The organism is [Anoxybacillus] calidus, assembly GCF_013760845.1.
In the GTDB taxonomy this organism is placed as follows: Bacteria; Bacillota; Bacilli; order Bacillales; family Anoxybacillaceae; genus Paranoxybacillus; species Paranoxybacillus calidus.
The window spans coordinates 492,807-517,565 of record NZ_JACDUU010000001.1 but is presented as its reverse complement, the minus strand read 5'-3'; the positions used below and the strand labels follow the sequence as shown (position 1 = coordinate 517,565).

Below are 24,759 nucleotides of genomic sequence, written 5' to 3'. Positions count from 1 at the left end.
AGAAGCCTAACATGTTTGGCTTCTTTGTTGTTGTTTCATTCATAAAGTATCCAATCAAAGGATTAGGAAATGATATGTTATATGGCAAAATGTAAATCCGTATCAGAGCTTCCGTTGTAATAAACTTGCTGCTTTGAAAAGAAAAAGGAATGGTCACCGTGCATATTTTCATTGCAATCCTTACAATTTTTTTCGTATGGAAGCAAAAAGTGTATAAAGAGTGGAGTAAATATCATGCAACAATGTTATATTTTCCAATCTGTGATTTGACGTACAATTTCATTTGTACGAACTATTGGCTTTGGAAGTTCGATAACGATGTTTTACTTCCCCATACAATATTAGAACTTGTCCATTTTTTTATCACTTTTCCCGGTACTGTTTTATTATTTTTAGCACAATATCCAGAAAAAAAAGCAATTCAAAGGAAAATTACATATTACTTAACATGGATAGGTATATATTTTGTTGGAGAGTGGCTTCTCTTGCAAGTGGGTGGAATTATTCATAGCAACGGTTGGAGTTTAGGATGGTCTTTTTTCTTTGATTTCATTATGTTTCCGATGCTTCGATTACATTATAAACATCCACTTATTGCCTATATACTCTCTGTACCAATTGCTACATTTTTTATTTACTTATTTGATGTGCCTATTCATATCCCAATTGAAAAACGATAAATTGTTAGTTTTAACGCTCTTTTCGAGAATCATCCCTTCTTTTAAGTGAAAGGCTGTAGGGAGATTGCTACATCCACACATCTTCCCTATCGTTTCTCTAATGAAATAATATATTACAATGGGGATTCATTTTAATGTAAGCTTAAGGCGTTATATAAATCATATAGTGTTTCTATCTTATTGTTTTTTAATTCCTTAAGCAAATATCCCCATAGTTCCGTCATCGCCCTTACATCTCCATCAGCTGTATGGCGTTTTTCGCAATGAATGGAGTAATGGACAAGAGCTTCATCAAGTGTCGGAAACGTACCTTTTCCATGTAAAAGTTCTACAATGGCTCTTATTTCTAGATACCGATGAGTCAACTTCGTTCGATATTGTGTCCAAAGAAAATGATTGATAAATATAATATCATGACTAATGTGGTAACCAATAATGACCCCGTTTTCAAGAAACGCCAATAATTTTGTCATTTCTTCCGCTAGACATGGTGCTGATTCGACATCTTTGTTTGTAATTCCTGTTAACTCAGTAATTTGATTTGGAATGATCCCGTTTGGCTTGATTAGACTAAAATAGAAATCTTGAATCCTTGCATTGATGGTTTTTGCCGCAGCCATTGCAATAATTTCGTCGCCCAACTGCGGATAAAAGCCGGTCGTTTCTGTATCCAATACAAAAAATGGAACCTCTTCTAATGATATGTGAAGATGCATCCGATTTCTTTGCACCTCTTTTAAAATGCTGCGAATCCAAGCTTCTTGATGGAACGCACTATATTTATTTTCCGATATACCTAAAAGCTGTTCTTTCGTCAACCCTAACGACAACAAGCGGCTAACCCACTGTCGAAATCCCCGCTGTTCATACATCTTTCATGCCACCGGCCTTTTTTAAAACGAAGCGCTGTAGCTTTTTCGTTGTTTTCATCGCTTTTTTCAGTTTCCATTGCTCTTCTTTATTCAGCTTTTGTAAATGAATATAATGATCATGCTGTCCGTATTGTGCGGCATGTTTTAAGCGAAAGTATAAACATTGTAAAAAGGCTTGTTTGGTATCCTCGAGTAATGAACGAGGTATCGAGCCCTTTAATTTCTCTATCCGCTCTAACGTTGTGTCGGCTGTTATATTCTCCAATAAAGAAAGAAATTTTACACAGTTAATAAGTTGGACATAACCGCTATGCTTTAAATTGAACTGTCCATAATACGGACCATAGCGTTCTTCTAAGAAATGTCCAAATAATCCAAGGGGAATCTTTGGAAATAACGAATGCTCACCGACTCTTTTTAAAATAATCGGGCGTTGATAAATCCACTCTGTCATCCGTTGCTTTTCTTCTTCCACTAATCGAAGCTCTCCATAAATCGGCCGCATGTCCACGGCCATTAATAAAAAGCGAATATCATTGGGTAAATGACCAGCAAGGTAGTTATAGATTTTTGTGCACCAATCTTGAAGCGAATTGCTCCAGCGTGGATTGGTTGCCATCACATTCCCTGGACAGAATGGATAACCGACAGCTTGTAAATATTTGGTCCCTACTGCTGCAAACTGCTGAATATACGCATAACACTTTTGTTCTTTCCCTTGCTCGCAGTCAAATAGAATTCCATTGTCTTGATCCGCCCAAATCGTTGCCTCTCTCCTTCCCATGCTCCCCATCACAAACCAACACCACGTTTTCGGACGTTCTCCAACCGCGGACTGCACAGTTTCGCATTCAGCGAAATATAAAGTTTTCTTTACGAGAGCATCATGCACTTCAGACAATGAATAGACAAGCTCTTCCATCGAATCATATCTTTTTAATTGTTCATTCATTTGTCTCTCTAGCTTCTCATGAAGCCTTTTAAGTTCAACAAGCGAATTGACCAGACTTATTTCTGTTAACAATGTTTTCATTTCATCCATCTTTCACCATCCTCAAAAAAGCGGCTGACTCACGGGGTTAACTGTGGCAACATAAGAGTTTGCCCTTTGTGTATCAGTCAGCCGCTTTCTCGTTTTCTTAATGAGACGAAGCTTTTGTAACCTTCAAATTCGCCGCATTCATGTACGCAGGATCAAGCTGTTCAGGATAGCCGTAAGAACCGTGTTCACTAATATCCAAACCTGAAATTTCTTGTTCTGCTGTGACACGGAGACCAATTGTCTTTTTCAATATAAACAACACTACAAATGAAACAACAGCTACATAAACTGCTGCCCCAAGGACACCCACCGTTTGTACGATTAATTGGTCAAAACCACCACCATAGAATAATCCCGCTTTACCAATTCCGGTGATTTCCACTAATCGCGGAGAAGCAAAAAAGCCGGTTGAAATCGTACCGATAACTCCTGCAATCCCATGCACAGAAAACGCACAAACCGGATCGTCGATTCCCTTCCCTTCAAAATAGACAGAAGTCCAAAACGTAAATGAACCTGCCACAGCACCGATGACAACAGCAGCCCAAGGTTCAATGAATGCACATGCTGCTGTAATCGCAACGAGAGCTGCCAATACTCCATTGACCATCGCAGGGATATCCGCTTTTCCGGTTAAGATTTTCGCCGTTAAAATCGCGGAAACGGCTCCGGCAGCGGCAGCTAAGTTCGTTGTTAACGCGACATAGCCAAAGAAACCATCGGTCGTTCCCATCGTACTTCCTGCGTTAAAACCAAACCATCCGACCCATAAAATCAAGCCACCAATGACTGTATATACTTGGTTGTGACCTGGAATGATATTCGGTGTCTTATCTTTATTGAATTTACCGATTCGCGGTCCAAGCAAAATCGTAGCTACTAGTGCAGCAATCGCTCCCTGTAAATGAACGACTGTAGAGCCTGCAAAGTCCTGCATTCCCATTGAACCTAACCAACCGCCGCCCCATACCCAATGTCCAATAACCGGATAAATCACCATCGTAAAAATCGTCCCGAAAATAACGTACACGGATAGTTTAGCACGCTCCGCAAATCCTCCCCAGGCAATCGCTAAAGATACACCAACAAATGCTAATTGAAACAAGAATTTTAGAGAAAGCGGTACATTGGCCCAGTCAAGCGAAGCAAATGTATCTTTTCCTTCTTTTAAAAACCACCCTTCTGTTCCAATAAAACGATTGCCTTGACCAAACGTAACAGCAAAGCCAACAGCCCAAAATGCAATCGAAGCAACCGCAAAGCTTAAAATTTGCTTACCAGCGACATGTCCAGAGTTTTTCATTCGTGTCGAGCCTGTCTCTAACAGCGCAAAGCCGGCCTGCATCCCAATAACCAATATAGTTGCTACCATCACCCATAATGAATCTAATCCCATTGATAGTTCTTTCAAACTCATTCCGCATCCTCCTTTGTTATTTTTTATAACTTTTTATGTAATAATATATTACATAAAAGTAAAAATAGCGATACTTTTTATGCGATTTTTTCTAATAAGTGAATAAAAACGCTTCCATATGCAATTTTTTGTTATGTTTTGTTACATAAATTGAATTTTTGTTCATAAAAAAGGACTGACCCTAAAGTGTCAGCCCCTATCGAATAACGAACGCTCATTGACCCACTTATAACCGATTACACTGTCTGCAAATGTTTCTCAATTGGAAAGCCTGCTTGACGCAGTTTCTCACGCAAATTGCGGACATGAGAATCAACCGTTCTGTCTTCTGTATCTGCATCATATCCCCAAAGCGTCATAATCAACTGCTCCCGAGTAAACACTTGATTCGGATGTCTTAAAAACAAGCCGAGCAGCGCAAATTCTTTCGGGGTTACAGATAACTTTTTCCCGTTATATGTAATCTCATATGTCATTTCATTCCAAACACAACTATCAACCTTCCTTTAAGCCTGATCCATCAGCAGGCAACATTCCGGAATAACAAACAAGAGGCTGACCGGCAAGTGTTTGACCTCCCCCATCATATACGATATATGGCGGTTGTGACGGTCTGACACTTTGCTTTCGGTCAGCCTCGCTATTATATAAGTTTATAAAGTATTTGACCGATTAATAGAAAAAGAATCGAAACAAGCATCGATTTAGCGACTCTTAACGGAATACGAGGCAAGGCAAGCAAGCCGATTTGTGAACCGACTGCAGAGCCAATCGCCATCGCCAGTGCATAGTGCCACTCGACAAAGCCTGTCTGATAATAAACAATAAATGCCCCTAAACAGCTGCCGAAAATAAAAACTCTCGTCAGCTGCGCTGCTTTTACATATGTATATTGCTGGCTCATATAATGCAAAACGGCAAATGTCGATGAGCCGGGCCCGAATCCTCCGTCATATATAGCGATGGAGAACGACAATATCTTGCTGATTATGCCCGATTTTTTCTTTTTATTTTCAACAGAAGAAACCCATTGCTTATTTTGTAAAGAAACGAATAACGCAAAAAGTAATAACACAAGAGCAATGGCATTCATCTTTTTTCCCTTATACTTGACGTAATCCTTGCTCCAATTTGTTGCTATTCCAGCTTGGATTGGAATTCCGACAAGCATCATTGCAGGTAACGTTATCAAACCAGCACCGTCTGCCAGTGTACCAACAAAGGAAGATAGGATACCAATTAGCGTTAACAAGAAAAAGGATGTTTCCAAAGCAATCCCTCAAGTCCTTACGTAATTATTTTATTATGTAACAGCACCATTAAATAATATAACACATTTTGAAAATAATGGTAATAAAAAATCCCTCACCTTAAGCAGTGAGAGACTGATAAACTATGATTTAGTATACCCCTACTTGGTTCCATGCGTTCACTACTGCGTTATATGTCGAGCTGCCATATCCATAAAGATCGGCTGCTGATTGCAATAATGACGCTCTAGCATCGCTGAAATCGCTTGTTGACGTTAAATAAACTGTCAACGCTCTGTAGTAAATTTTTTCTGCCTTAGCTTTGCCGATTGATGTAATCGTCAAATAAGCTGCTTTATTTGGAATGCCGCTGTTTATGTGCACCCCGCCGTTATCTTCAGATGTATATACATAATTATTCATATGCGCTGGTTGACCGTATGCTTCCGGATTTGAAAGACTTCTTAACGCATCACCAGAAACGCCTGGTGTATAAACATCTTCTCCCAATAAATAGTCATTCGGCTCTACAAAATAACCGAAAACATCTGACATTGATTCGTTTAACGCACCCGGTTGATTGCGATATTCAAGCCCAGCTGTATAATCAGTTACAGCGTGTGTAATTTCATGGGCTACAACATCAAGCGCACCTGACAACGGTGCAAAGACGCTTCCATCTCCATCACCGTAAACCATTTGCACACCGTTCCAAAATGCATTGTTGTATTGATAGCCGTAGTGAACAGTCGAACGAATGGTTGAGCCATTATTATCGAAGCTGTTGCGGTTATGTGTATTTTTATAATAGTCATAAACAACCCCTGCATAATAGTGAGCATCTACATCTGCCCCTTGTGAATAAGCCGTCCATGCGTTATTGCTGTCAACCGAGTAAGAGCCCGGTAAACTTGATCCGTTTTGCGCCGTGCGGGTTTCAATGACACCATTCATCGGTTTTGTGACATCATATAGGTAGTAAGTACCGTTGGAATAGTACGTATTAAGAGTTTTATAATCTCCTAATATCCCGTAACCATAACCAGTAGTCGCTCCTTCTGCCACTGCATTGTAAGCGTCTACAATTTGTCCGTCTTTAGCATCAACATAAATTTTCCAGTTCGCTGGGTAAGGGAAAATAAACTGCAGCTCTACTTTATATGCTAAATAATAGTCTCCATCTTTCTCATAAACTACTAATTTGCTTTTCTCTACTGTATTTGGCACATCTGATTTTTCCTTTAATAACGGAGGAGTTTCTTCTTTTACTTCCGTTTCCTTTTTCGTCAAGTCAATATGTTTCCACGCCAATTCAATCGCTTCTTGTTCTGTAAGCTTTGCTTTTGTTTGATCTTTCATTTTTACCGATGCATCAGGGCGTAATTTTCCGTTTGTTGCTTTTACCATTCCGTCTTTATCCGTATGAACTAAAAATTCACTACCGTCAATTGGAACGCCATTCAAAGACTGAATATATTTATAGTGAGTCATGCCTAAGTTGTCAGTCTGCACATCAATCAAAGTAAGCTCCTCATCGGGATTGATTTTATAAATATCTTTATTTGCTTTTAAAAATTCTTTAATCTCTTTCTCATTTTTAAAAGGCTTTGCAGACAACTTTCCTGCCAGAAATTGCGGCACGCCAGTTTTCTTGTCCCACTTTTCCTGCAAAATGTCCATTTTTTCATGCGCGTGTTGCTGCGCTTCTGAAAACGGAACCTCTGCATACGATGACGGCAAGAATGCACCAAAAATCAAACCTGTCGCCAATACAAAAGCTGCTCTCTTTTTCATGATTTTCCCCCTTTTGTAATTTGAGTGTATGCACGATATAAATGTATTACAAATGACGTGAAAAAATGACTAATCCATTCTTGCATTAATTGAATTGATTTAATCTTGGTATCCCAACATTGTACACAGACCACATGAACTACTTCTTACTGTTTGCAAACATATAACACCTCCATTTTACACGTTTTTCTTTTATGATTTTGTTTTATATATGGCTGTTTAGACAATTTACGTTTAGATTCGTTCGTTTCCGTTTTTCTTTTTTACTCTATACAGTCAGCACGATTTTTCATAAATATTCCGCACAAAAATAGGCAAACTATCCAGTGAAAAGACTTTTTCTGAAAGGATGAAAACGATGGGAAAACGAAAAGATGAGCGAAGCTTGGAGCAACAAATGAAAGACCGACAAGATGAGCGAGATTTTGAACAAAAGCCTGGTTTTGGGGACAAAAAATTAGAGGGGCCAAACCGACCAGCAGAATAATTTGATAAAAAGGATGATTGCGACAATGAGACATATAATGGCATTAGGAATTAAACTAGTTCTCACATCCATTGTGTTATTTTCCGTTTTAACGATTTTTAGCACCGCCTTGTTTTCAGAAATTACATTAATAAGCTTAGTCATTACGCTAGCAACATATGTTATCGGCGACTTGTTCATCTTGCCTCGCTTTGGAAATTTAATTGCCACCATCGCTGATTTTGTTATGCTTACTGCCGGCATATGGCTATTCAGCCAATTTTTCGTTCAGGGAACGCCAGCCAACCTTATCCTTGCTTCGTTATTTGCGGCGATTTTTATCGCCCTCGGCGAAGCGTTATTCCATGCCTACATGGAAAACCGTGTCCTCGCCCATCATCAAAATGAGGTGCAGTACTTTAACGAAGACAATGTGGCATTGAATCGTCTGCAAACCGAATTTGCCCAAGAAGAAGATATTCATGATTTAAAAAAGCACGATAAAAATGAATAATGGAATCAAGAGACTGTCTCATTCATACAGGCTCGACCTCACACGTCATTCATCATATATAGATGTACGGTTTATTGTTGGTTGTGAGGTCTGCCCATTTATTTTAGCGACAGTCTCTTTTTGCCACAACATCCGCTCACTTTCTCATCGACATTAACTTTTCTTTTAGCTGTTCTTCCATATGGATTAATTCCTGCTCGACCTGCTGGCGTTTGATCCGGCCTTCATGTTGGATTTTTAACGTTTCTTCTAAAGTCGCAATTAAATTTTCTTGCGTTTTCTTCAGCGTTTCAATATCGACAAGCCCCCGCTCGTTTTCCTTAGCGACTTCAATTGTATTCATTTTTAACATTTCCGAATTACGAAGCAGCAGGTCATTCGTTGTTTTCGTCACTTGTTTTTGCGCTTCGACCGCTTTTTTCTGGCGGAATAACGTAAGGGCGATGACGATTTGGTTTTTCCAAAGCGGCACCGCTGTTAAAATAGACGATTGAATGCGCTCCACCAATGTTTGATTCATATGTTGAATCATACGAATTTGCGGCGCCGTTTGAATCGTGATTTGTCTGCTTAATTTCAAATCATGGATACGTTTTTCTAAACGGTCAGCAAATTGAAGCAAATCGTTGACTTCTTGAATATCCATTTGGCTGCCTGAACGTTCTGCCTTTGCTTTTAATTCCGGGATCGTTTTTGTCTGCAATTCTTCCAGCTTCATTTCCGCAGCGGCTATATAAATATTGAGCGCATCAAAATATTCTTTATTTTTCTCATACAATGTTTCTAACATCATAATGTCACGAAAGAGCATTTGTCGGTGTTTTTCCAGCTGATCGGCGATCTTATCAATTTCTACGCCAATTTTTTGATATTTTGAGATAATGCCTTGGATCGATTTGGACATTGAGTTGAACAGCCGGGAAAAAATGCCTCCCTTTGTCTTCATGAAATCATCCGGGTTGACTTCTTTAATTTTCCCCATGAGTTCGCTAATGATTTCACCCACCGGTCCCGCATCTTTCGTTTGTACATGGCTCAAAATAGAATGCGAAAACTTTGATAATTCCGCTTGGGCAGCCACCCCATATTGAATAATCGCCTGCTGATTCTTCGGGTCAATTTGCTGAGCAAGCTGAAGCGCTTTTTCTTTATGCTCTGGCTTCAATGTATCAATGAGTTTAGGTGGCTGCGTTTGCTCAAAAGAAGAAGCATTCGGTGCAGCGAAAGGATTGGCTAAGAGCGAATCAACCGAACTTGTCCAAAGTTCTTGATCCGTCTTCCCATTGAATGCATGATTATCGAATTCTTTCATACCGTTCCTCCTTGTCTCTTTGCCAATGGAATACGTTTTGCTCTTTTGGTTGCTCTAACGCCTGTTTTAACATCTTTATCTCCACATCTAAATCAAACACGTCATCCGAGAGAATGCGCAACAATTCTTGTTCCGTTGATGCCGCCAGCTCCCCAAGAAGCCCTTCTGCATTGCGAATCGCCTCGTTCATCTCTTGGCTGCGCACAGGCTGGCGAACTAAATAAATATATTTTTCAATCATTGTAACGGCAGAATCCAATGTCGTAATAAAAAATGACTGGGCTGCGCGAAACCGGCGCGGATCTTGTTCTACCGCAGCTAATATTTTTTGCGAAGCTGCATAAATGCGGGAAATTTGATTCCATGTGACTAAGGAACGAACTTTAAACCGTGCCCGGCCAATTCGTTTTATTTTCTTGTCCGCTTCTTTCAACTCGCTGCGTATATAATCTTTTTCTTCTTTTAAAAGATCACTCGTAACAACTTTATCCGCTTTTCGCTTCATGTAAGCCGACGTTATAACCATTAACGCTGTTCCTGATAAAAAGGAAAGAAAAAACTGATAGTCAAAAACGAAAAAGACAATAATGGCACCAATTAAACCAATATTCCATGAAACGAACAGCCGCCAAAGTGTTCTTAACACCTTCCGCATGTTTCATCCCTTCCTGCATCTTTTATATAAAGAACCGCTTGTCTACTTTTTTACGTATGACTCGATATTTAGTTTCATCCGATGAAAAAATTATATCTTGTATTTTTAGCATAACCAATTGAGCCATCATAAGACAACTTATCTGCCGAATATGTTTTACAAAGACTGTGTGTTTAAAGGAGATGAGGAACGATGAAACAGATAGACTGGCAGATGCTCTATTTCGTTGGCATGACATTGGTAAAAGAATATTGGTATTTTTTTGGTCTGCCTAAAGTGTATTATTGGGAGTTGAAACGTCAATATACAGAGGAAGATGACGACAATAAAGCGGCATGATGAAAGGAGTGGGCTTTTATGTATGATTGGGACAGCCAGCATGTTTCCGCCTACCATCATGTATCAAAACAGCGAACGATGACGGTAACCGGTCAAGGGACAATAACAGTGAAACCAGATACGGTGACCATTACCCTTGGCATTCGTACAGAGAATAAAATCGTCAGTCAAGCCTTATCGGAAAATGCAGCACGAGCCAATAATATGATTCAGGCACTAAAATTAATTGGGATTAAAGACGAGGAGATCGACACCGCGTCATTTTCAATTTATCCAAAATACGAATATAAAGATGGAACATCATCGTTAGTCGGATACGAAGTGGAACACATTTTTGATATTACTGTAAAAGATGTCAGTAAAGCGGGAAACATCTATGAAACTGCTGTCGCAAACGGCGCTAATATTGCGCGCAATATCCAATTCCAACTTTCGAATCCGGATCTATATTACGAGTACGCCTTAGCCGATGCGATTCGGAATGCAGTCGAAAAAGCTGTCATTCTCGGCCGAACTCTCGGTATTCCCGTTCAAACCATCCCGCTGAAGATAAAAGAGGAAATTGCTGCACTACCACAGCCAATATTTGCAGGCAAAACAATGGTCTTAGCGGAACAAAGCGCCCCTCCGATTCAAACACAAGACATCGTCATCAAAGCAACCGTCCAAGCCATTTTTGAATATTAAATATGAAATAAGAAAAGAGGCTGATCCATCAGTGTCTGACCTCACGTGCGTTTCACAATATATAGTTATTTATTATGTCCTATATATTGTGTTGTGGGGTCTGGCACTTTCTTTTTCGTCAGCCTCCTACTTAAATGTAAATGAAACGGATTGTGCTTTTGGTCCACCAAATAGCACAATCTCTTTTCTTTGCTTCTTCTTTTTGTCTCCCTCTTTCTTGACAGCCGTGATTTCATAAATACCCGGCAAATAGGAACCAATCTTTCCGGAAAACATTTCTGACTCTGTTTTGTAAACCTTTTTCCCGTTAACGTATAACACCACATTTTTTCCTTGGACATGAACGATTAACGAGTAGACTGCTGGTTCAAATACATATTGGTTAAAAAGAAAGAAATGCTTCTCATAAACTCTCATGAGAAAGATCGGCGGTTCTGATGTCAAACCTTTAATATAAACACGCTCTTTGTCATCTTGCTTTTCCAGTTCATCGCGAATTTTTTTATAGCCATCTGGATGCTCATCTAAATAGGTAAAGAGCGGCTGTAAGTTTTTTTCGTTCACATGTATGGCGGAATCAGGAACGCGAATGTATTTTTTCAACTCGGGAAGATCCTTCTCTTCTAACGCTTCGGCAAAGCGCTCAATCGTCACTTCTCTCCCGCCATATGTTTTCATCATTCCGTACCCCTTTAAAACCCCATAGCCAATGATCATCACAATAACGATGAGAAAAAGAATTCTATAAAAATATGTTCGATGTTGCTTTTCTTCCAGTCGTACTTCACTATGCTTATCATAACGTGTCCTTGCAGATTGAACACGAACTTGCTCACCATCAGCGAGAAGAATCGCTTCCTCATCCGTTTGTTCAGAAACGTTACAAGCAGACATGATTTCATCGGTATTTGTTTCATGTGTCGTAGTCTCTTTCACCTAACTTCCCCTCTCTTGTTGGTAAAAATCCCCTGATGATAATCTAGTTCATCTTTATTACGTATCTAGGGAAAATATGTTAGCGAAACGATAAACGACCATGTATATTTACCAATGCTTCTGCCTGCCTGTCATTTCTTATAAGTTACCGCCTGCCAATGACGAAAGCTTTGATCCCTTTCTAAATTCCATTGTCTTTGCTTCAGTTCTCTCCCAAGCAAGCGGTTAAACCATCCGTGTCCGACAACGACAATACGACCGTGCTCCTTGGCATATTTACATAATTGATCGGCTGCCAGTTTAGCCCGTTGCTTTGCTTCGTGATAAGATTCTACATTCCTTGCATAACCGCATAGCCAAAACATTCTAGCCATGATCAGCCAGATATTGATTGGCAGTTTCAAAGGCAGATAGATAAATGGAACGGGCATTTCTACTTCACGGAACAGATGATTAACTTCCGTCGGACACGTCGGTTTAAGCAAATTCGCTGAATGAATCGCCCGAGGCAAAGAACTTGCCACTAACCAATTTGCTTTCTTTACCTTCTCGAATGTAATCTGAGGAATGTCATCATCTTCCGACACTCCATGTAAATCGTACGCTTTAACCCACTCTGCAAACTCGGTGGGTGACAACCAACCGCTTTGCCGCCACTGTGATTTCCCGTGACGAATGAGAGTAATTTCCATTATCCCCCTCCGAAAACAAAAAGGTGTTCACCATTTCATTATATATGATTTACATCTGCGGTACCGTCTTTTTTGCTTGCTGTTTTTCAAATCGCTGAAACATGATGGAATAAATGAAGGCACTGAAAAAGGCGAGCACACTAAGAATGAGAAATGTCCATTGATAGCTAAGCCAAACCGTTATCGTGATGGAGAGAGGCGCAATCGTCCGCCCAATCGTCCAGCGCAAGCTTGCAGCGGCAAAATATTGTCCGCGCATTTCTTCCGGTGCGAGCTTAGAAATAAACGTTTGCTGGATACCAGCAGTCATCAGCTCTGCAAAAGTAAACACAGCCATTGCGATGATTAGTCCCCAAATGTTTGTCGTCTGTCCGAACATCATAATGGAAATGCCATAAATAATCGAAGACCAAATGAACACAGAACGTTCCCGGTAATGAGACATCCACTTTGTTACCCACACGGTAAATAAAGCAACAAGCAAGCCATTTTCTGAAATCAACAGCCCAAACGCTTTTTCACCGCTTAAGAGCACAGAATAAGCCCCAATCGAGAATAACGTTTGCTTCTCGACAACCTCTTTTGTATAGACAGGAATTAATAAATCAAGCTGCATCATCGTCTGCCCGACAAGAATTCCCGCGACAATAAATAACAAAAACGTTTTATCACGAATAATGATACCATAGCTGCGAATCTGCTCACGTAAAAACTGGTACCATTTCATGCTGCCATCGCTTTCAATCGAGTAGAAAGGCACCGTTTCCCGAAGCATTTTCACCAAAATCGTTGCCAACAGCACACAAGAAACTCCTGCTGCTAATAATAATTCAAAGCGATGCTCCTCATAAAAAATTCCACCAATCATCGGACCGATGACAACAGCAATATTCATCGATGTATAAAAAACAGCAAAAACGCTGCTGCGGTCTTCTTCCGGTACAACATCGGCCACCATCGCCTGACTTGCCGGCCAATAAAATGACCCAAAAATGCCGGCTAAAGAAAAACATAAAAATCCAACAAATGGTGAAGTGAACCAAGGAGAACTTGCGAGCGCAAAGAAGAAAAAGGCTAGCCCCTGCCCGTATGCCGATAACACCATCATCCGTTTTCTTCCGAAGCGGTCAGCGCAATAACCGCCCAGTAGGCTGGCAACAACAGAAAACACTTGCGAAAAAATCAGCAAAAAACCAGCTTTGTCTTTACCGAACGCATCAGTAAAATAAATCGTCATAAACGGGAAAAACATCCAAAAAGTAATATGAATCAACGCTTCGCCGAATAAACGTACCTTTAAGTTGCGATCCCAGTCTCTTATTTTCATGATGGCTTCCTCGTTTCTTTTAATCTATAATTCATCGTGTGTGCCGTCATCCGTCTGTTTTTGCGCTCACTCCCCTTTCACTATGATATTATAAACACTTCTTTTCTTTCTTTCTATGAAACAACCATTTTTCTGGCATTATTTCCATCAATCGGAAACATTGTTTCTTTATTCATTTGTTGACAAAGAGAGGCGATAGTGGTAAACCAAATCATTAAGTTTGTTTAAGGAGCATGATGATGAAACGGCCTTTTCTTTCTCTCATTCAAGAAGCAGGACTATCTTGCGGAGTGCAATTTACTGAAATCGAAGAACATATCGTTTATCGCGCGCAAAAGGATGGAAAAACTTTTCTAATGTACAACGTTGATTTAGGCTTAAACAATACTTCCGCAGCGAATATCGCTAACAGCAAGTCACTAACCTACTCCGTCTTGGCCAATGCAGGGCTGCCTTGTGTCGAACATACCTTTTTGCCGAATCCGAACACCGCTTACTCAACAGGTGACACATTTGTAAAAGCAAAGCAATTTTTCCTTGCTCATGGTCCGCAACTTGTCATAAAACCAGATAGCGGCCTGCAAGGGAAAGATGTCTATAAAATCGATTCGCTCCCACAGCTAAAAGATAGGATGTCACAACTTTTCGCCAAACAGCTCGATGTGTCATTATCTCCTTACTACGAGACAAATTACGAATTTCGGGTTGTTATTTTAAAAGGAGAAGCAAAATTGTCGTTTGCTAAGGAAAAGTTGCGCTCATGGAAACATAATTTAACAGGCGGACAGGCAAAAGTACGAGAGCTTGACTTTTTGCCAGCAACGTTTGTCAATGAACTTCATAAATTGGCGATCAATGCCGCCAATGCATTACAATTGACGTTTTGTTCCATTGATGTATTGCATACCGTTACGGGATTAAAAGTGTTAGAAGCTAATGCTTCCGTTTTTTTGAGCGAATATATGAAGACAAGCAATGCTGCCAAACAGCAGGTGTTTGAACTTTATCAGGATGCTTTTACGATCAAATTCAACGAATGAAAGGTCAGGTGTGTGCCTGTCCCTTATTTTACTTTACACACAAGACAAGCCATCATTAACGTTAAGAGCGACTCCGACTTAACCGCCTGTTGGCAGGATTGTTTATGATAAAAAGCTCAGCAGATGAACCCGCTGAGCTTTTCTTAGAACTATGCCGATTTATTTTGCAGCCGTTTTCTCGCCAACCATCGTGAAAGAAGACCGTGGGTTGGTGAAAACACAAAGGTGATCGCAAAGATGACACCTGCGGCTACAGCCATCGAGCCGGAAATGGATACGTTAAAGATTGTCGCAATGAAATAACCGGCAAAGGCGGAAAGCACGCCAACAATTGCACTGATGATTAACATAACGCTTAACTTATCGGTAAGCAAATACGCTGTTGCTCCGGGAACAATGAGCATCGCCACAACTAAAATGGCACCGACGCCGTCAAAGGAAGCAACCGTTGTGAGCGAAAGCATTCCCATCAATAAGTAATGAATCAAGAGAACCGGAATCCCCAGTGCCACAGCCATATCAGGGTCAAAGGAGCTAATTTTGATTTCTTTATAAAATAGAAAAATAATGATTAAATTAAAAACCAACACGGCACCAAGCATCCAAACCGCTTTTGGTCCTAGATTGATACCGTTTATTTCAAGAATGTCCCACGGGATAAACGTAATCTCCCCCATTAAGGCGTGATCCGTATCTAAATGCACCTTGCCGGCAAACAAGGAGAGAAGAATAACGCCAACGGCAAAGAGCGAAGTAAAGACGACGCCGATCGCCGCATCAGACTGAACGCCGCTCGAATGTAACAACTGTACGAAAAATGCCGTCAAAATGCCAACAATAGCCGCGCCAATGAGCATATAAATTCCTTCTAAACTATTGCTAATTAAATAGGCACCAACAATTCCAAGCAGCACCGTATGACTAATGGCATCGGCAAGCATGGCCATCTTCCGCAAAATAAGAAAACAGCCGACAATCCCACAACTGATGCCAACGAGAGACCCTGTCAGCAAAATCCAACCTTCGTAACTCATGTTTCACTTCCCTCCTAAGCTGGCATAACGGTGGTAGGATCGTTTGCCTGAATTTATATTCTCCGGTAATACAAGCGGTTCCCTGCCATATTGCTTTAACAGTTGCTGCAGCTCTGTTAATACTTTCTCCGGAAGCTGTAATAAATCCATTGACTGATCTTGTCGAATGTTAAAATGAGCGTAGTTCATTTCATTCATTAAATATACTTCCATCAGACGGTTTCGCAGCGTAATGTGATACGCTTCGATCAACCCTTTTTCCGTTAAGCACCAAAGCGCGTCTCCCGTTCTTCTGACCAGCTCTTCTTTTTCAAGAGAGTGCAGGATTTTCTGGAGCATGTGGTTGGAAATCGGACGCTTTTTTATCATTTGCTGTTCATGAAAACCGTTTCTCGCTTTATATTGCTTATATTCCTGCTCGGTAAAATCATAAAGAGTCTGTAAAACTTGTTCTCTTGCCACTTGCTTGCGGAGCCGGGATTGACGAATCGCTTTCAGTAACAACCCTCGCTTGGGCGCAAATACCATGGAAATCAAAAAAATGATTGTTGCAGCTACAATAATTAGCGGTCCTGTCGGCATTCCTTTTGTCGTCGTGCTTAACAATGTACCAAAGACACCAGAAAAAGCGCCAATCGCTCCGGCAATAATGACCATATGATCAAGCCGTTCTGTCCAATATCGTGCCGCTATTGCCGGGGTAATTAACATCGCGGACATTAAGATCACCCCAACCGCCTGAAGGCCAATCACAACAACTCCGACAATCAATGTCATTAATAAACCATTTAGAAAGCTGGTCGGCAAGCCGATGCCTTGCGCAAATTGCGGGTCAAATGTTAACAATTTTAATTCTTTAAATAATATAACGGTGATAATAATGAGGAGAACAGCGACCGCGCTGATCAGTTTAACATCAGTGCCAACAAGGGAAGCGGCCTGCCCAAAAATAAAATCATCAATTCCACTTTGGTTGCCGTTATTTTGATGGTTAATATATGTTAACAGTACGATTCCGAACCCGAAAAACACCGATAATACAAGACCGATTGACGTATCCTCTTTAATTCGTGATAACTTAATAATTTTTTCAATGAAAAACGTCGCTAGCAAACCTGAGAGAGCAGCGCCAATAATAAACCATGACATCGACTTTGCCCCGTGAATCAAAAAAGCAATACAGATGCCAGGAAGGGCTGCATGAGCCATCGCATCGCCAATTAAGCTCTGCTTTTTTAATAAGGCGAAGCTTCCGATTAGTCCGCTTGCCAACCCTAAAAGAAGGGTTCCGATTAACACCCACTGTGTATTCGCATCTGTCCATATGGAAACGAGTGTTTCACTCATTGGCGATCACTCCTATTGTTGATTGATAATGGCGTGTTGTTGATTAAGGAAAGTTAAGCGTCCGCCATATGTTTTTTGTAAATTTTCCATCGTAAATGTTTCTTCCGTTGGTCCAATCGCAATTTTCCGCATATTTAACAACAGCACCCAATCAAAATATTCTTTTACCGTTTGTAGGTCGTGATGCACAACAAGTACTGTTTTTCCTTGAGCTTTTAGCTCATTTAGCAAAGAAATAATGGCTTTTTCTGTTGCCGCATCGACCCCGACAAACGGTTCATCCATAAAATAAACCGTTGCATCTTGTGCTAAAGCACGCGCTAAAAAGACGCGCTGCTGCTGTCCACCTGAGAGCTGGCTGATTTGCCGATTGGCATATTCTTTCATACCGACTTTTTCTAAACAAGACAGAGCGAATTCAACATCTTTTTTGCTTGGGCGTTTAAACCAGCCAATATGGCCATATCTTCCCATCAAGACAACATCTAAAGCGTTCGTTGGGAAATCCCAATCAACAGAACCGCGCTGCGGAACGTATCCGACAAGTTTTCGTTGTTGTTTGTACGGTTTTCCATAAATATAGACATCACCTGATGCACGCGGCACAAGACCTAAAATCGCCTTAATGAGTGTCGATTTTCCCGCACCGTTTGGACCGATAATGCCAATTAATTTCCCTTCCGGCACTGAAAAGCTAACCTCTTGTAAAACCGGTTTGCGGTGATACGCTACCGTTACATTTTCTACTGTTACCGGATTCATCTTGATTCCCCCTTTTTATTTCAATGCCGAAACAATTGTATCAATATTATGTTTGTACATACCGATATACGTTCCTTCTTTCGTCCCCTCTTCTCCCATCGCATCGGAGAATAGCTGACCGCCAATCGTTACCGTGTGATTGCGTTTTTTCGCTCCTTCAACAACCGCCTTAATCGATTTTTCGGAAATGCTGCTTTCAATAAATACAGCTTTAATGTTTCGCGATACAATCGTCTGAACTAATGATTGCACGTCTTTCAGCCCGTATTCAGAATCCGTGCTTAATCCTTGAAGCCCCATCACTTCGATTCCGTAAGCGCGACCAAAATAACCGAACGCATCATGAGCGGTAATCAGAACACGGCTTTGTTCCGGAATTTGCGCGATTTGCTTTTGGGCGTAAGCTTTTACATCTTGCAAGCTTTTAAGATATTCATCAGCATTTTTCTTGTAATCTTGTTGATGTTTCGGGTCAAACTTACTTAACTCGTCACGCACCTCTTTCACAGCATATGACCAAAGATCGATATCAAACCAGACGTGCGGATCGTAAGCGTTCGCCCCGCTTTGACTTTTGATCAATTTGTCCTTCGGAATCGCCTCAGCCACAGCAATCGTTGGCTTATTTTTCGCTATTTTTTCAAAAATTTCTCCCATTTTTCCTTCTAAGTGTAATCCGTTGTAAAAAATCATATCTGCGTTACTTAACTTTTGAATGTCTCCTTGAGACGCCTGATAAAGATGCGGATCCACTCCAGGACCCATTAACGCCGTGACTTCGACATGCTCTCCGCCTACATTTTTCACGATATCAGCAATTTGTCCAGTGGTTGTTGTAACGACAATTTTTCCATTTTGTTTCTCTGCTTCATTGGAACTGCTGCACCCTGTACCAATGAACAATAAAAGCAACATACTCATCATAAAAATTGCCCATTTCTTTAACATAAGCATACCTCCTCCTTTTGTACAAAACTATAATTTTTGGTCTTGTGCAACTTTTTGGCTAAAAAAATTTATTTTCTCTTTATTTATTACAGTTACAACATATGCCCAATCTAAAAAAGTGTGACATAACGATCATATATTCCAAAAATGGTTGTAGCAAACAATTGTTGAGGTTACTAAAAAAATTGCCCTAAACCAACTTTAATTTTATATTATTGTCTTCATGAAAATCTGTCAATATTTTTAGTTCTGTCATTGTAAAAACCAATCCGTAGTAGAATTCAGGAAAAAACGAAACTGCCTGTTTCCTGTAGAGTTCAGGAAACAGGCAGTTTAGGTGTTAGAGGGTCAGTCTCATGTTTGGCCGTTTTTTCTTTGTAATACTTATATGTCTTCGGATGAAAAGGCAAACGGGAGTAATTCCTTCACTGTTGTTTCTTGAATATTCCCTTTCAAATTGCTTAAAATGACCCGCATGTTAGGATCACAAAATTCCGCGATCACCTGCCGGCAGGCTCCGCATGGAGATACCGGTCCATCGGTATCAGCGACTATAGCCAGCATGGTAAATTCTTTTTGTCCTTCTGATATAGCCTTAAAAATGGCAGTTCGTTCAGCGCAGTTGGTTAATCCGTAGGAAGCATTTTCTATGTTGCAACCTTTATAGATTTTTCCATCTTTTGTTAAAATTGCTGCACCTACCTGAAAATGAGAATAAGGAGCATAGGCTTTTTCTCTTCCGGAAAGCGCCTCGTTGATTAATTGATTTTTATCCATTTTCATTCCGACCCTTCTGTTTGAAATTGGCATTTCAATCACGACTCTGCTTTCATTGGCTCCCTTATAAATCTAAAGAGCGATTCTTATAGTTAATCGTTCGATGTACTCGTTTCCTCATTTTATATTCTGAACGTCTGCGCTTGCTCTCATGCAGTTAGCCCCTCTTTTTCCAGTGCCAGCTAATCATGCGTACTTCTACCATGGCTTCCAGTTTTAAAAAGTGGGATCGATCATTACGTTTTTTCTTTTAATAATTTATGCTAGCGCCTTATTTTTTCTCCTGTTATTTCTTTTTCAATTCAATCAACCATTCTTATAAAGAGGTACCTCCATCAAATGGATTGAATCTCAATGCCGAATGAATTCGAATCTGGCAGGATACAAATAAAGCGATTTTATAAAAATAATCCCATAACTGTTGCCGATAACATCGAAGCGAGTGTTGAACCATATAAAAGTTTCATGCCGAATTTCGCTACAACATCGCCCTGTTTTTCGTCAAGAGCTTTGACAGAACCTGTAATAATTCCGATAGAGCTGAAGTTAGCGAAACTCACAAGAAACACAGATACAATTCCAACCGTTTTTTCAGATAATGTTCCAGCGATATCTTTAAAATTCAACATCGCAACAAATTCATTAGTCACTAATTTTGTCGCCATAATGCTGCCCGCTTTGACTGCTTCATCCCAAGGAATTCCCATTAAAAAGGCAATTGGCGCAAAGATATATCCTAAGATCGTCTGGAATGAAACATGGAAAATGAGCGTGAATACATAATCGATAAGGTTGATTAAAGCGATAAATCCGATTAACATAGCCGCTACAATTACAGCGACTTTCAAGCCATCCATGATGCTTTCGCCAAGCATTTGGAAAAAGCTCATTTTATGCTCTTCTTCCACGATTAATAAATCTTCTTCATCCGTGATTTCATAAGGATTCACAATATTAGCAATAATTAAAGCTGAAAGTATATTCAGTATAATAGCAATAACAACATATTTTGGTTCAAGCATCGTCATATACGAACCAACGATAGCAATGCTAACTGCACTCATAGCGGAAGTGCATAAAGTATAAAGGCGCGTTTTCGATACGAGCCCGATTTGCTTTTTAGTTGTCAAGAAAACTTCTGACTGTCCCAATACAGCGGATGAAAGAGCAATATAGTTTTCCAATTTCCCCATTCCGTTCAATTTGCTTAATGCCATTCCGACATATTTAATGATAACAGGTAATATTTTGAAGTAATTCAATATTCCAATAAGGATCGAGATAAAAATGATCGGCAATAACACATCAAGGAAAAATGAAGACATCTTTTCATTTTCTAAACCGCCAAAAACAAAATCTACTCCTTGTATACCTAGCTCAATCAGTTTGTTAAACATTTTTGAAATAAACCCGATGATTAAAATACCTGCTTTCGTATTCAGCAATGCAAACGTAAGAATGATTTGAACGGCGAGCATAGGTAAAATTGCCTTATAACGGATATTCTTTCTGTCATTGCTTACAAGATAAGCCAAAATAAATACGAGCAACAAACCAGTTGCAAAAAATAAAAATCTCATGATGTCATTCCCTCCAGATGAGCCGGTGACAACGGTTTCAAAAAGCTCACTAAATCAGTAATCTTTTTGCATGCCGCCAGCTTTTCTTTTTGATCTTATTCGCGATCGCGTCCATCATAACTATAGCAGGTGTTTGAACAAATGTGAATATGATTTTGAAAAAAAGTAAAGCGATTTCATTACATTTACTAAATTCGTCAAAAATAAATGATTTTTCTGGGGGAATTTATCAGAATTTCATTCAGGATTTTTTCGAAACAAGCCAATCGAAAACGGACACTGAAAAAACAGGAATTTTGAGAAGATTATTCTGCCCTGACTGTGTTCCAGTCAGGATTACCGGAACTAATGCTCCGCACATCCCTCTAAATAAATCACCCGCACTTCATTTGTGCGGGTGGATGTTCATGATTTTTCATCTAGCAATGCTCTAGCTGTATATTGATCCGTAATCAAGATATTGGCGTATTTTCCTTTTAATGCTCCTTTAATCGCTTTGATTTTGTTTGTTCCGCCAGCAACAAGAATGGACTTCTCTTTCTTTTGCAATTCACTTAAATCAATTCCGATTGTTCGCTCATTTAAACTTTCACTCACAATGTTTCCATCTTTATCAAAAAATCGAGAACAAATATCCCCTACTGCTTCATTTGACAACATTTCCAATTCTTCATCACTTAAATATCCTAATTGAAACAGCAACGAGTCAAAGTTCACGCTGCCAACCGTAAAAAGGGCGATATTGGCTTTTCTTCCCATGTCTAATAATTTTTGAATATGCCGATCAGCTTCGAGCGCTTTTTTGACCGCCACATGATCGACAATAGCAGGCAGAGGCAAGTGTTGAGGAATGGTATCAAACGCTTTTCCAAACAAATAAACTATTTCTGAAGCATATGTATTGATTTTGGAGTGGCTTACTCCGCCTTTTAATTGGACCACTTCGACATCTTTAAGTGGTTTATGTTTTAATTCCAGCGCAACATTATAAAGGGTTCTCCCCCATGTCACGCCAATAATGTCACCATCGCTTACAGTTTCGTATAAAAAATCGGCTGTTCGTTTTCCTATCGCTGCTTTGACGGCCGAGTCTTCATTTTGCGATGCGGCAGCGACAAAAGCTTTTTTTAATTGATACTTTTCTTTCAATTGCTCTGCTAATTCCTCCATCGTTTCCGATGGATCTATAATTTCAATTTTGACAATCCCCATCTTTTTTGCTTGCTGAAGCAACCGGGACACGGTAGGACGTGAAATCCCTAACTTTTTAGCAATGTCATGCTGATTATAATCAAGCTGATAATATAATTTGGCCACCTCGACGATTTGCAATAACTTATTGTTTCCCATAGTTTCACCCTGTCATAATGTTTAATCCTATTTTGATGTTTCAAAATTTCATTTTAATATGAAAAAATGTTCTTATTCATTATTATAATCAGAAAACTAAAAAAAGAAACTAAGTTTTTGAACATTTCAAGTATTCTTCTAGAAAAAAATCAAGAAATGGTTAGACTGCAATTTTAATTGAATCATTAAAATTGCAAACCCACAGCGTGCAACTTTGATTCAAAGCCAGCGCTTTCATGGATGTTTTTAATTCATCGATTAATTCAAATCCCCTAAATAAATCGGCGTTTTTTCCCCTTGAACATGTTTTATAATATAGGTTCTCATATCTTTTGGATACAGTCTGTATCGGAATAATTGTTGAATCGGCAGCCACTCCATTCCTATCTGATCAGAATCAGGGTTCGTTCCATTGCTGATTTCTGCTTGCTTCCTTTTAAGCTGGCAAGAAAAATAGTACTCTACTTGATGCAAAGCAAAATCAGATGAAGCATGTTCGTGGTTTTTCCCAATATACTCGCGAATAAAAAGCAATTCGCCTATTTCGACCTCTTGTCCAATCTCTTCCATACACTCTCGCTGTAATGTTTCATGGAATGTTTCTCCATGTTCTTGACTACCGCCGGGGCAAAGATAAAATTCTCCTTCTTCATCGATATTCTTTGTGACTAATAGTTTTCTAGTTTTCCTTCTTGAATAATCAACGCTTTCACAGAGTTTCTAATATTCATCTGTATCTCCCTTCCTTAAGAGCGATTTATTACAGCCGCTCTACCATATAACCAAATAGAACAGCGCCCTGCCTCTAGTAATACTTGGGAGTTCACCTTCTTTATCATGCTCTGAAACTTCCATCCAACCTTTCTAATAACTCATAGGGTCGTACTTTAAATGCTTCGTACGGTATGCAATGCCCTTTCATAGCGTCTAACACTCTCGATCTAAATTTCGGACGAGTAATATATTGCATTACATTGGATGAGTCAATTTTGAGAAAACGTACGTCCTTTGTTTCAGTAGAAGTTTTTAAATTCCCCCCGTTGTATTCTCCACGGAATACGACCGAAACCGTACTTCCATTTGAATATACCCCTGTAACCCCAAGCAATTTAACAGAAATCCCTGTTTCTTCAAAAATTTCTCGGCACAATGCCAAGTCTAGTGTCTCCCCCTCATCAACCGCTCCTCCTGGCAATTCCCAGGTATCCGATCTCCAATATGTTTTGACCAATAGAGTCTCTTGCTGTTCGTTTGTAATGTATCCACTCACTGTAACCGTGTGCTTCGGAAAACTGTACGTTCCTGTAGATTCCAAAAAATCTTGCCTGTTGTCTAAGTAAAGATTGCCTAATTTCTGGAGTTGAGATTGTGCTTGTTGGTACATTTCGTCATTTCTTACCCGTTCTTCTATTTTTAGATACTCTTCATAACTCGGGTACTCCCACAATTCTATGATTTCATCTTTCGTTTCCGTGATCCACCGTCCAATTAATTTAGCCCCATTTTTTAGTTGATTAGGCAAAAGATACTCATCAAAAAATGTAGTAAATTCACTCACCTTCTCTGGGAGAACTCGATATGTTTTTCTTTTGTAGATCATTTTATCACCTTCGTTCGTTAAAAATAACGCGAATGGGCGTTACTCCATTGTACGTATTTTATTTGGTATGTACGATTCTTTTTCAACAATGTTTGTTCCGAGCAACTACTACCCGTATTCAATTCCACTGACACCGTTTCTTTTAAAAAATCTAGTAATGGAAAAGAAGGGTAACAAAAAACCTCAAGATCTATTGGATTATTATATGTATTTTCAAAAAACTTTGTTCCATCTGCCTAAAAAAGGGATTAATTTTATACATTACTAGTTAACATCATTCATCTTAAAGGAACTCACCACAACAAAAACCCCTTGATATACAAGAGGTTTCCTCATTT

The 24,759-nt window shown here is 39.7% G+C and carries 25 protein-coding genes and 1 pseudogene; 6 read left to right on the top strand and 20 right to left on the bottom strand.

Translation table 11 applies throughout. The features are described from left to right. The first annotated feature begins 158 nt into the window (after positions 1-158). Positions 159-680, top strand: coding sequence for a CBO0543 family protein (locus HNQ85_RS02845; RefSeq protein WP_220129070.1), 522 nt, complete (start codon positions 159-161; stop codon positions 678-680). A gap of 131 nt (positions 681-811) precedes the next feature. Here the strand turns inward: HNQ85_RS02845 and HNQ85_RS02840 are convergent, their stop codons facing one another. The 6 genes and pseudogenes from HNQ85_RS02840 to HNQ85_RS02815 form a co-directional block, all read right to left on the bottom strand. Then, positions 812-1,552, bottom strand: a complete 741-nt coding sequence (locus HNQ85_RS02840) for an exonuclease domain-containing protein (RefSeq protein WP_181535995.1) — start codon at positions 1,550-1,552, stop codon at positions 812-814. After that, a complete protein-coding gene (locus HNQ85_RS02835; protein ID WP_181535993.1) occupies positions 1,545-2,594 on the bottom strand; it encodes a DUF294 nucleotidyltransferase-like domain-containing protein in 1,050 nt (349 codons plus the stop codon). Before HNQ85_RS02835 ends, HNQ85_RS02840 begins: the two co-directional genes overlap by 8 nt. Positions 2,595-2,691: 97 nt before the next feature. Next, positions 2,692-4,011 carry an ammonium transporter gene (locus HNQ85_RS02830; RefSeq protein ID WP_181535991.1) on the bottom strand — a complete coding sequence of 440 codons (1,320 nt, stop codon included), beginning with the start codon at positions 4,009-4,011 and terminating at the stop codon, positions 2,692-2,694. A 189-nt stretch (positions 4,012-4,200) separates the two neighbouring features. Continuing rightward, positions 4,201-4,454: pseudogene (locus HNQ85_RS02825) on the bottom strand (winged helix-turn-helix domain-containing protein); the annotation flags it as partial. A 200-nt stretch (positions 4,455-4,654) separates the two neighbouring features. Continuing rightward, complete coding sequence (locus HNQ85_RS02820) at positions 4,655-5,281, bottom strand: sulfite exporter TauE/SafE family protein (protein ID WP_181535989.1); 627 nt, start codon at positions 5,279-5,281, stop codon at positions 4,655-4,657. A 130-nt stretch (positions 5,282-5,411) separates the two neighbouring features. Continuing rightward, positions 5,412-7,055: a M4 family metallopeptidase gene (locus tag HNQ85_RS02815; RefSeq protein WP_181535988.1), complete on the bottom strand. Its 1,644-nt coding sequence runs from the start codon at positions 7,053-7,055 to the stop codon at positions 5,412-5,414. A gap of 358 nt (positions 7,056-7,413) precedes the next feature. Between HNQ85_RS02815 and HNQ85_RS17765 the strand changes: the two genes are divergently transcribed. Next, entirely contained in the window at positions 7,414-7,542 is a 129-nt protein-coding gene (locus HNQ85_RS17765; RefSeq protein WP_281363416.1) for a hypothetical protein, read from the top strand. Between the two features lie 25 nt (positions 7,543-7,567). Further along, entirely contained in the window at positions 7,568-8,035 is a 468-nt protein-coding gene (locus HNQ85_RS02810) for a YndM family protein (protein WP_181535986.1), read from the top strand. A gap of 136 nt (positions 8,036-8,171) precedes the next feature. Here HNQ85_RS02810 and HNQ85_RS02805 read toward each other — a convergent pair whose 3' ends face one another. After that, positions 8,172-9,347 carry a toxic anion resistance protein gene (locus HNQ85_RS02805; RefSeq protein ID WP_181535984.1) on the bottom strand — a complete coding sequence of 392 codons (1,176 nt, stop codon included), beginning with the start codon at positions 9,345-9,347 and terminating at the stop codon, positions 8,172-8,174. Then, positions 9,331-10,002: a 5-bromo-4-chloroindolyl phosphate hydrolysis family protein gene (locus tag HNQ85_RS02800; protein WP_181535982.1), complete on the bottom strand. Its 672-nt coding sequence runs from the start codon at positions 10,000-10,002 to the stop codon at positions 9,331-9,333. The genes HNQ85_RS02805 and HNQ85_RS02800 overlap by 17 nt, the downstream gene beginning before the upstream one ends. A gap of 192 nt (positions 10,003-10,194) precedes the next feature. Between HNQ85_RS02800 and HNQ85_RS02795 the strand changes: the two genes are divergently transcribed. Next, on the top strand, positions 10,195-10,341 hold the full coding sequence (locus HNQ85_RS02795; protein ID WP_181535980.1) for a hypothetical protein: 147 nt from the start codon (positions 10,195-10,197) through the stop codon (positions 10,339-10,341). Positions 10,342-10,359: 18 nt separating this feature from the next. Further along, on the top strand, positions 10,360-11,028 hold the full coding sequence (locus HNQ85_RS02790) for an SIMPL domain-containing protein (RefSeq protein WP_181535978.1): 669 nt from the start codon (positions 10,360-10,362) through the stop codon (positions 11,026-11,028). Positions 11,029-11,154: 126 nt separating this feature from the next. Here HNQ85_RS02790 and HNQ85_RS02785 read toward each other — a convergent pair whose 3' ends face one another. From HNQ85_RS02785 to HNQ85_RS02775, 3 genes are all read right to left on the bottom strand, one after another. Continuing rightward, complete coding sequence (locus HNQ85_RS02785) at positions 11,155-11,964, bottom strand: TcaA second domain-containing protein (protein WP_181535976.1); 810 nt, start codon at positions 11,962-11,964, stop codon at positions 11,155-11,157. A gap of 131 nt (positions 11,965-12,095) precedes the next feature. Beyond that, positions 12,096-12,602, bottom strand: coding sequence for a histidine phosphatase family protein (locus HNQ85_RS02780; protein WP_220129069.1), 507 nt, complete (start codon positions 12,600-12,602; stop codon positions 12,096-12,098). Positions 12,603-12,705: 103 nt separating this feature from the next. Then, positions 12,706-13,983 (bottom strand): MDR family MFS transporter, encoded by a 1,278-nt coding sequence (locus HNQ85_RS02775; protein WP_181535972.1) that lies wholly within the window; start codon positions 13,981-13,983, stop codon positions 12,706-12,708. A gap of 239 nt (positions 13,984-14,222) precedes the next feature. On the opposite strand from HNQ85_RS02775, the gene HNQ85_RS02770 reads away from it, so the two are divergent. After that, positions 14,223-15,023, top strand: coding sequence for an ATP-grasp domain-containing protein (locus HNQ85_RS02770; RefSeq protein ID WP_181535970.1), 801 nt, complete (start codon positions 14,223-14,225; stop codon positions 15,021-15,023). A 149-nt stretch (positions 15,024-15,172) separates the two neighbouring features. On the opposite strand, the gene HNQ85_RS02765 is transcribed toward HNQ85_RS02770, so the two are convergent. From HNQ85_RS02765 to HNQ85_RS02725, 9 genes are all read right to left on the bottom strand, one after another. After that, the gene (locus HNQ85_RS02765) at positions 15,173-16,057 is read right to left on the bottom strand and encodes a metal ABC transporter permease (RefSeq protein WP_181535968.1); all 885 of its coding nucleotides are present in this window, start codon (positions 16,055-16,057) and stop codon (positions 15,173-15,175) included. A 3-nt stretch (positions 16,058-16,060) separates the two neighbouring features. Further along, positions 16,061-17,404 (bottom strand): metal ABC transporter permease, encoded by a 1,344-nt coding sequence (locus HNQ85_RS02760; protein ID WP_181535966.1) that lies wholly within the window; start codon positions 17,402-17,404, stop codon positions 16,061-16,063. 12 nt (positions 17,405-17,416) lie between these two features. Beyond that, positions 17,417-18,166 carry a metal ABC transporter ATP-binding protein gene (locus HNQ85_RS02755; protein WP_181535964.1) on the bottom strand — a complete coding sequence of 250 codons (750 nt, stop codon included), beginning with the start codon at positions 18,164-18,166 and terminating at the stop codon, positions 17,417-17,419. A 15-nt stretch (positions 18,167-18,181) separates the two neighbouring features. Beyond that, positions 18,182-19,114, bottom strand: a complete 933-nt coding sequence (locus tag HNQ85_RS02750) for a metal ABC transporter solute-binding protein, Zn/Mn family (protein WP_181535962.1) — start codon at positions 19,112-19,114, stop codon at positions 18,182-18,184. A 384-nt stretch (positions 19,115-19,498) separates the two neighbouring features. Then, a complete protein-coding gene (locus tag HNQ85_RS02745) occupies positions 19,499-19,891 on the bottom strand; it encodes a cytidine deaminase (RefSeq protein ID WP_181536493.1) in 393 nt (130 codons plus the stop codon). 398 nt (positions 19,892-20,289) lie between these two features. After that, positions 20,290-21,471: a NupC/NupG family nucleoside CNT transporter gene (locus HNQ85_RS02740; RefSeq protein ID WP_181535960.1), complete on the bottom strand. Its 1,182-nt coding sequence runs from the start codon at positions 21,469-21,471 to the stop codon at positions 20,290-20,292. A 405-nt stretch (positions 21,472-21,876) separates the two neighbouring features. Further along, positions 21,877-22,821 (bottom strand): sugar-binding transcriptional regulator, encoded by a 945-nt coding sequence (locus HNQ85_RS02735; RefSeq protein ID WP_181535958.1) that lies wholly within the window; start codon positions 22,819-22,821, stop codon positions 21,877-21,879. Between the two features lie 258 nt (positions 22,822-23,079). After that, complete coding sequence (locus HNQ85_RS02730) at positions 23,080-23,478, bottom strand: NUDIX domain-containing protein (protein ID WP_343046480.1); 399 nt, start codon at positions 23,476-23,478, stop codon at positions 23,080-23,082. A gap of 178 nt (positions 23,479-23,656) precedes the next feature. Further along, positions 23,657-24,421 (bottom strand): NUDIX domain-containing protein, encoded by a 765-nt coding sequence (locus tag HNQ85_RS02725; RefSeq protein WP_181535956.1) that lies wholly within the window; start codon positions 24,419-24,421, stop codon positions 23,657-23,659. Positions 24,422-24,759: the final 338 nt, after the last annotated feature.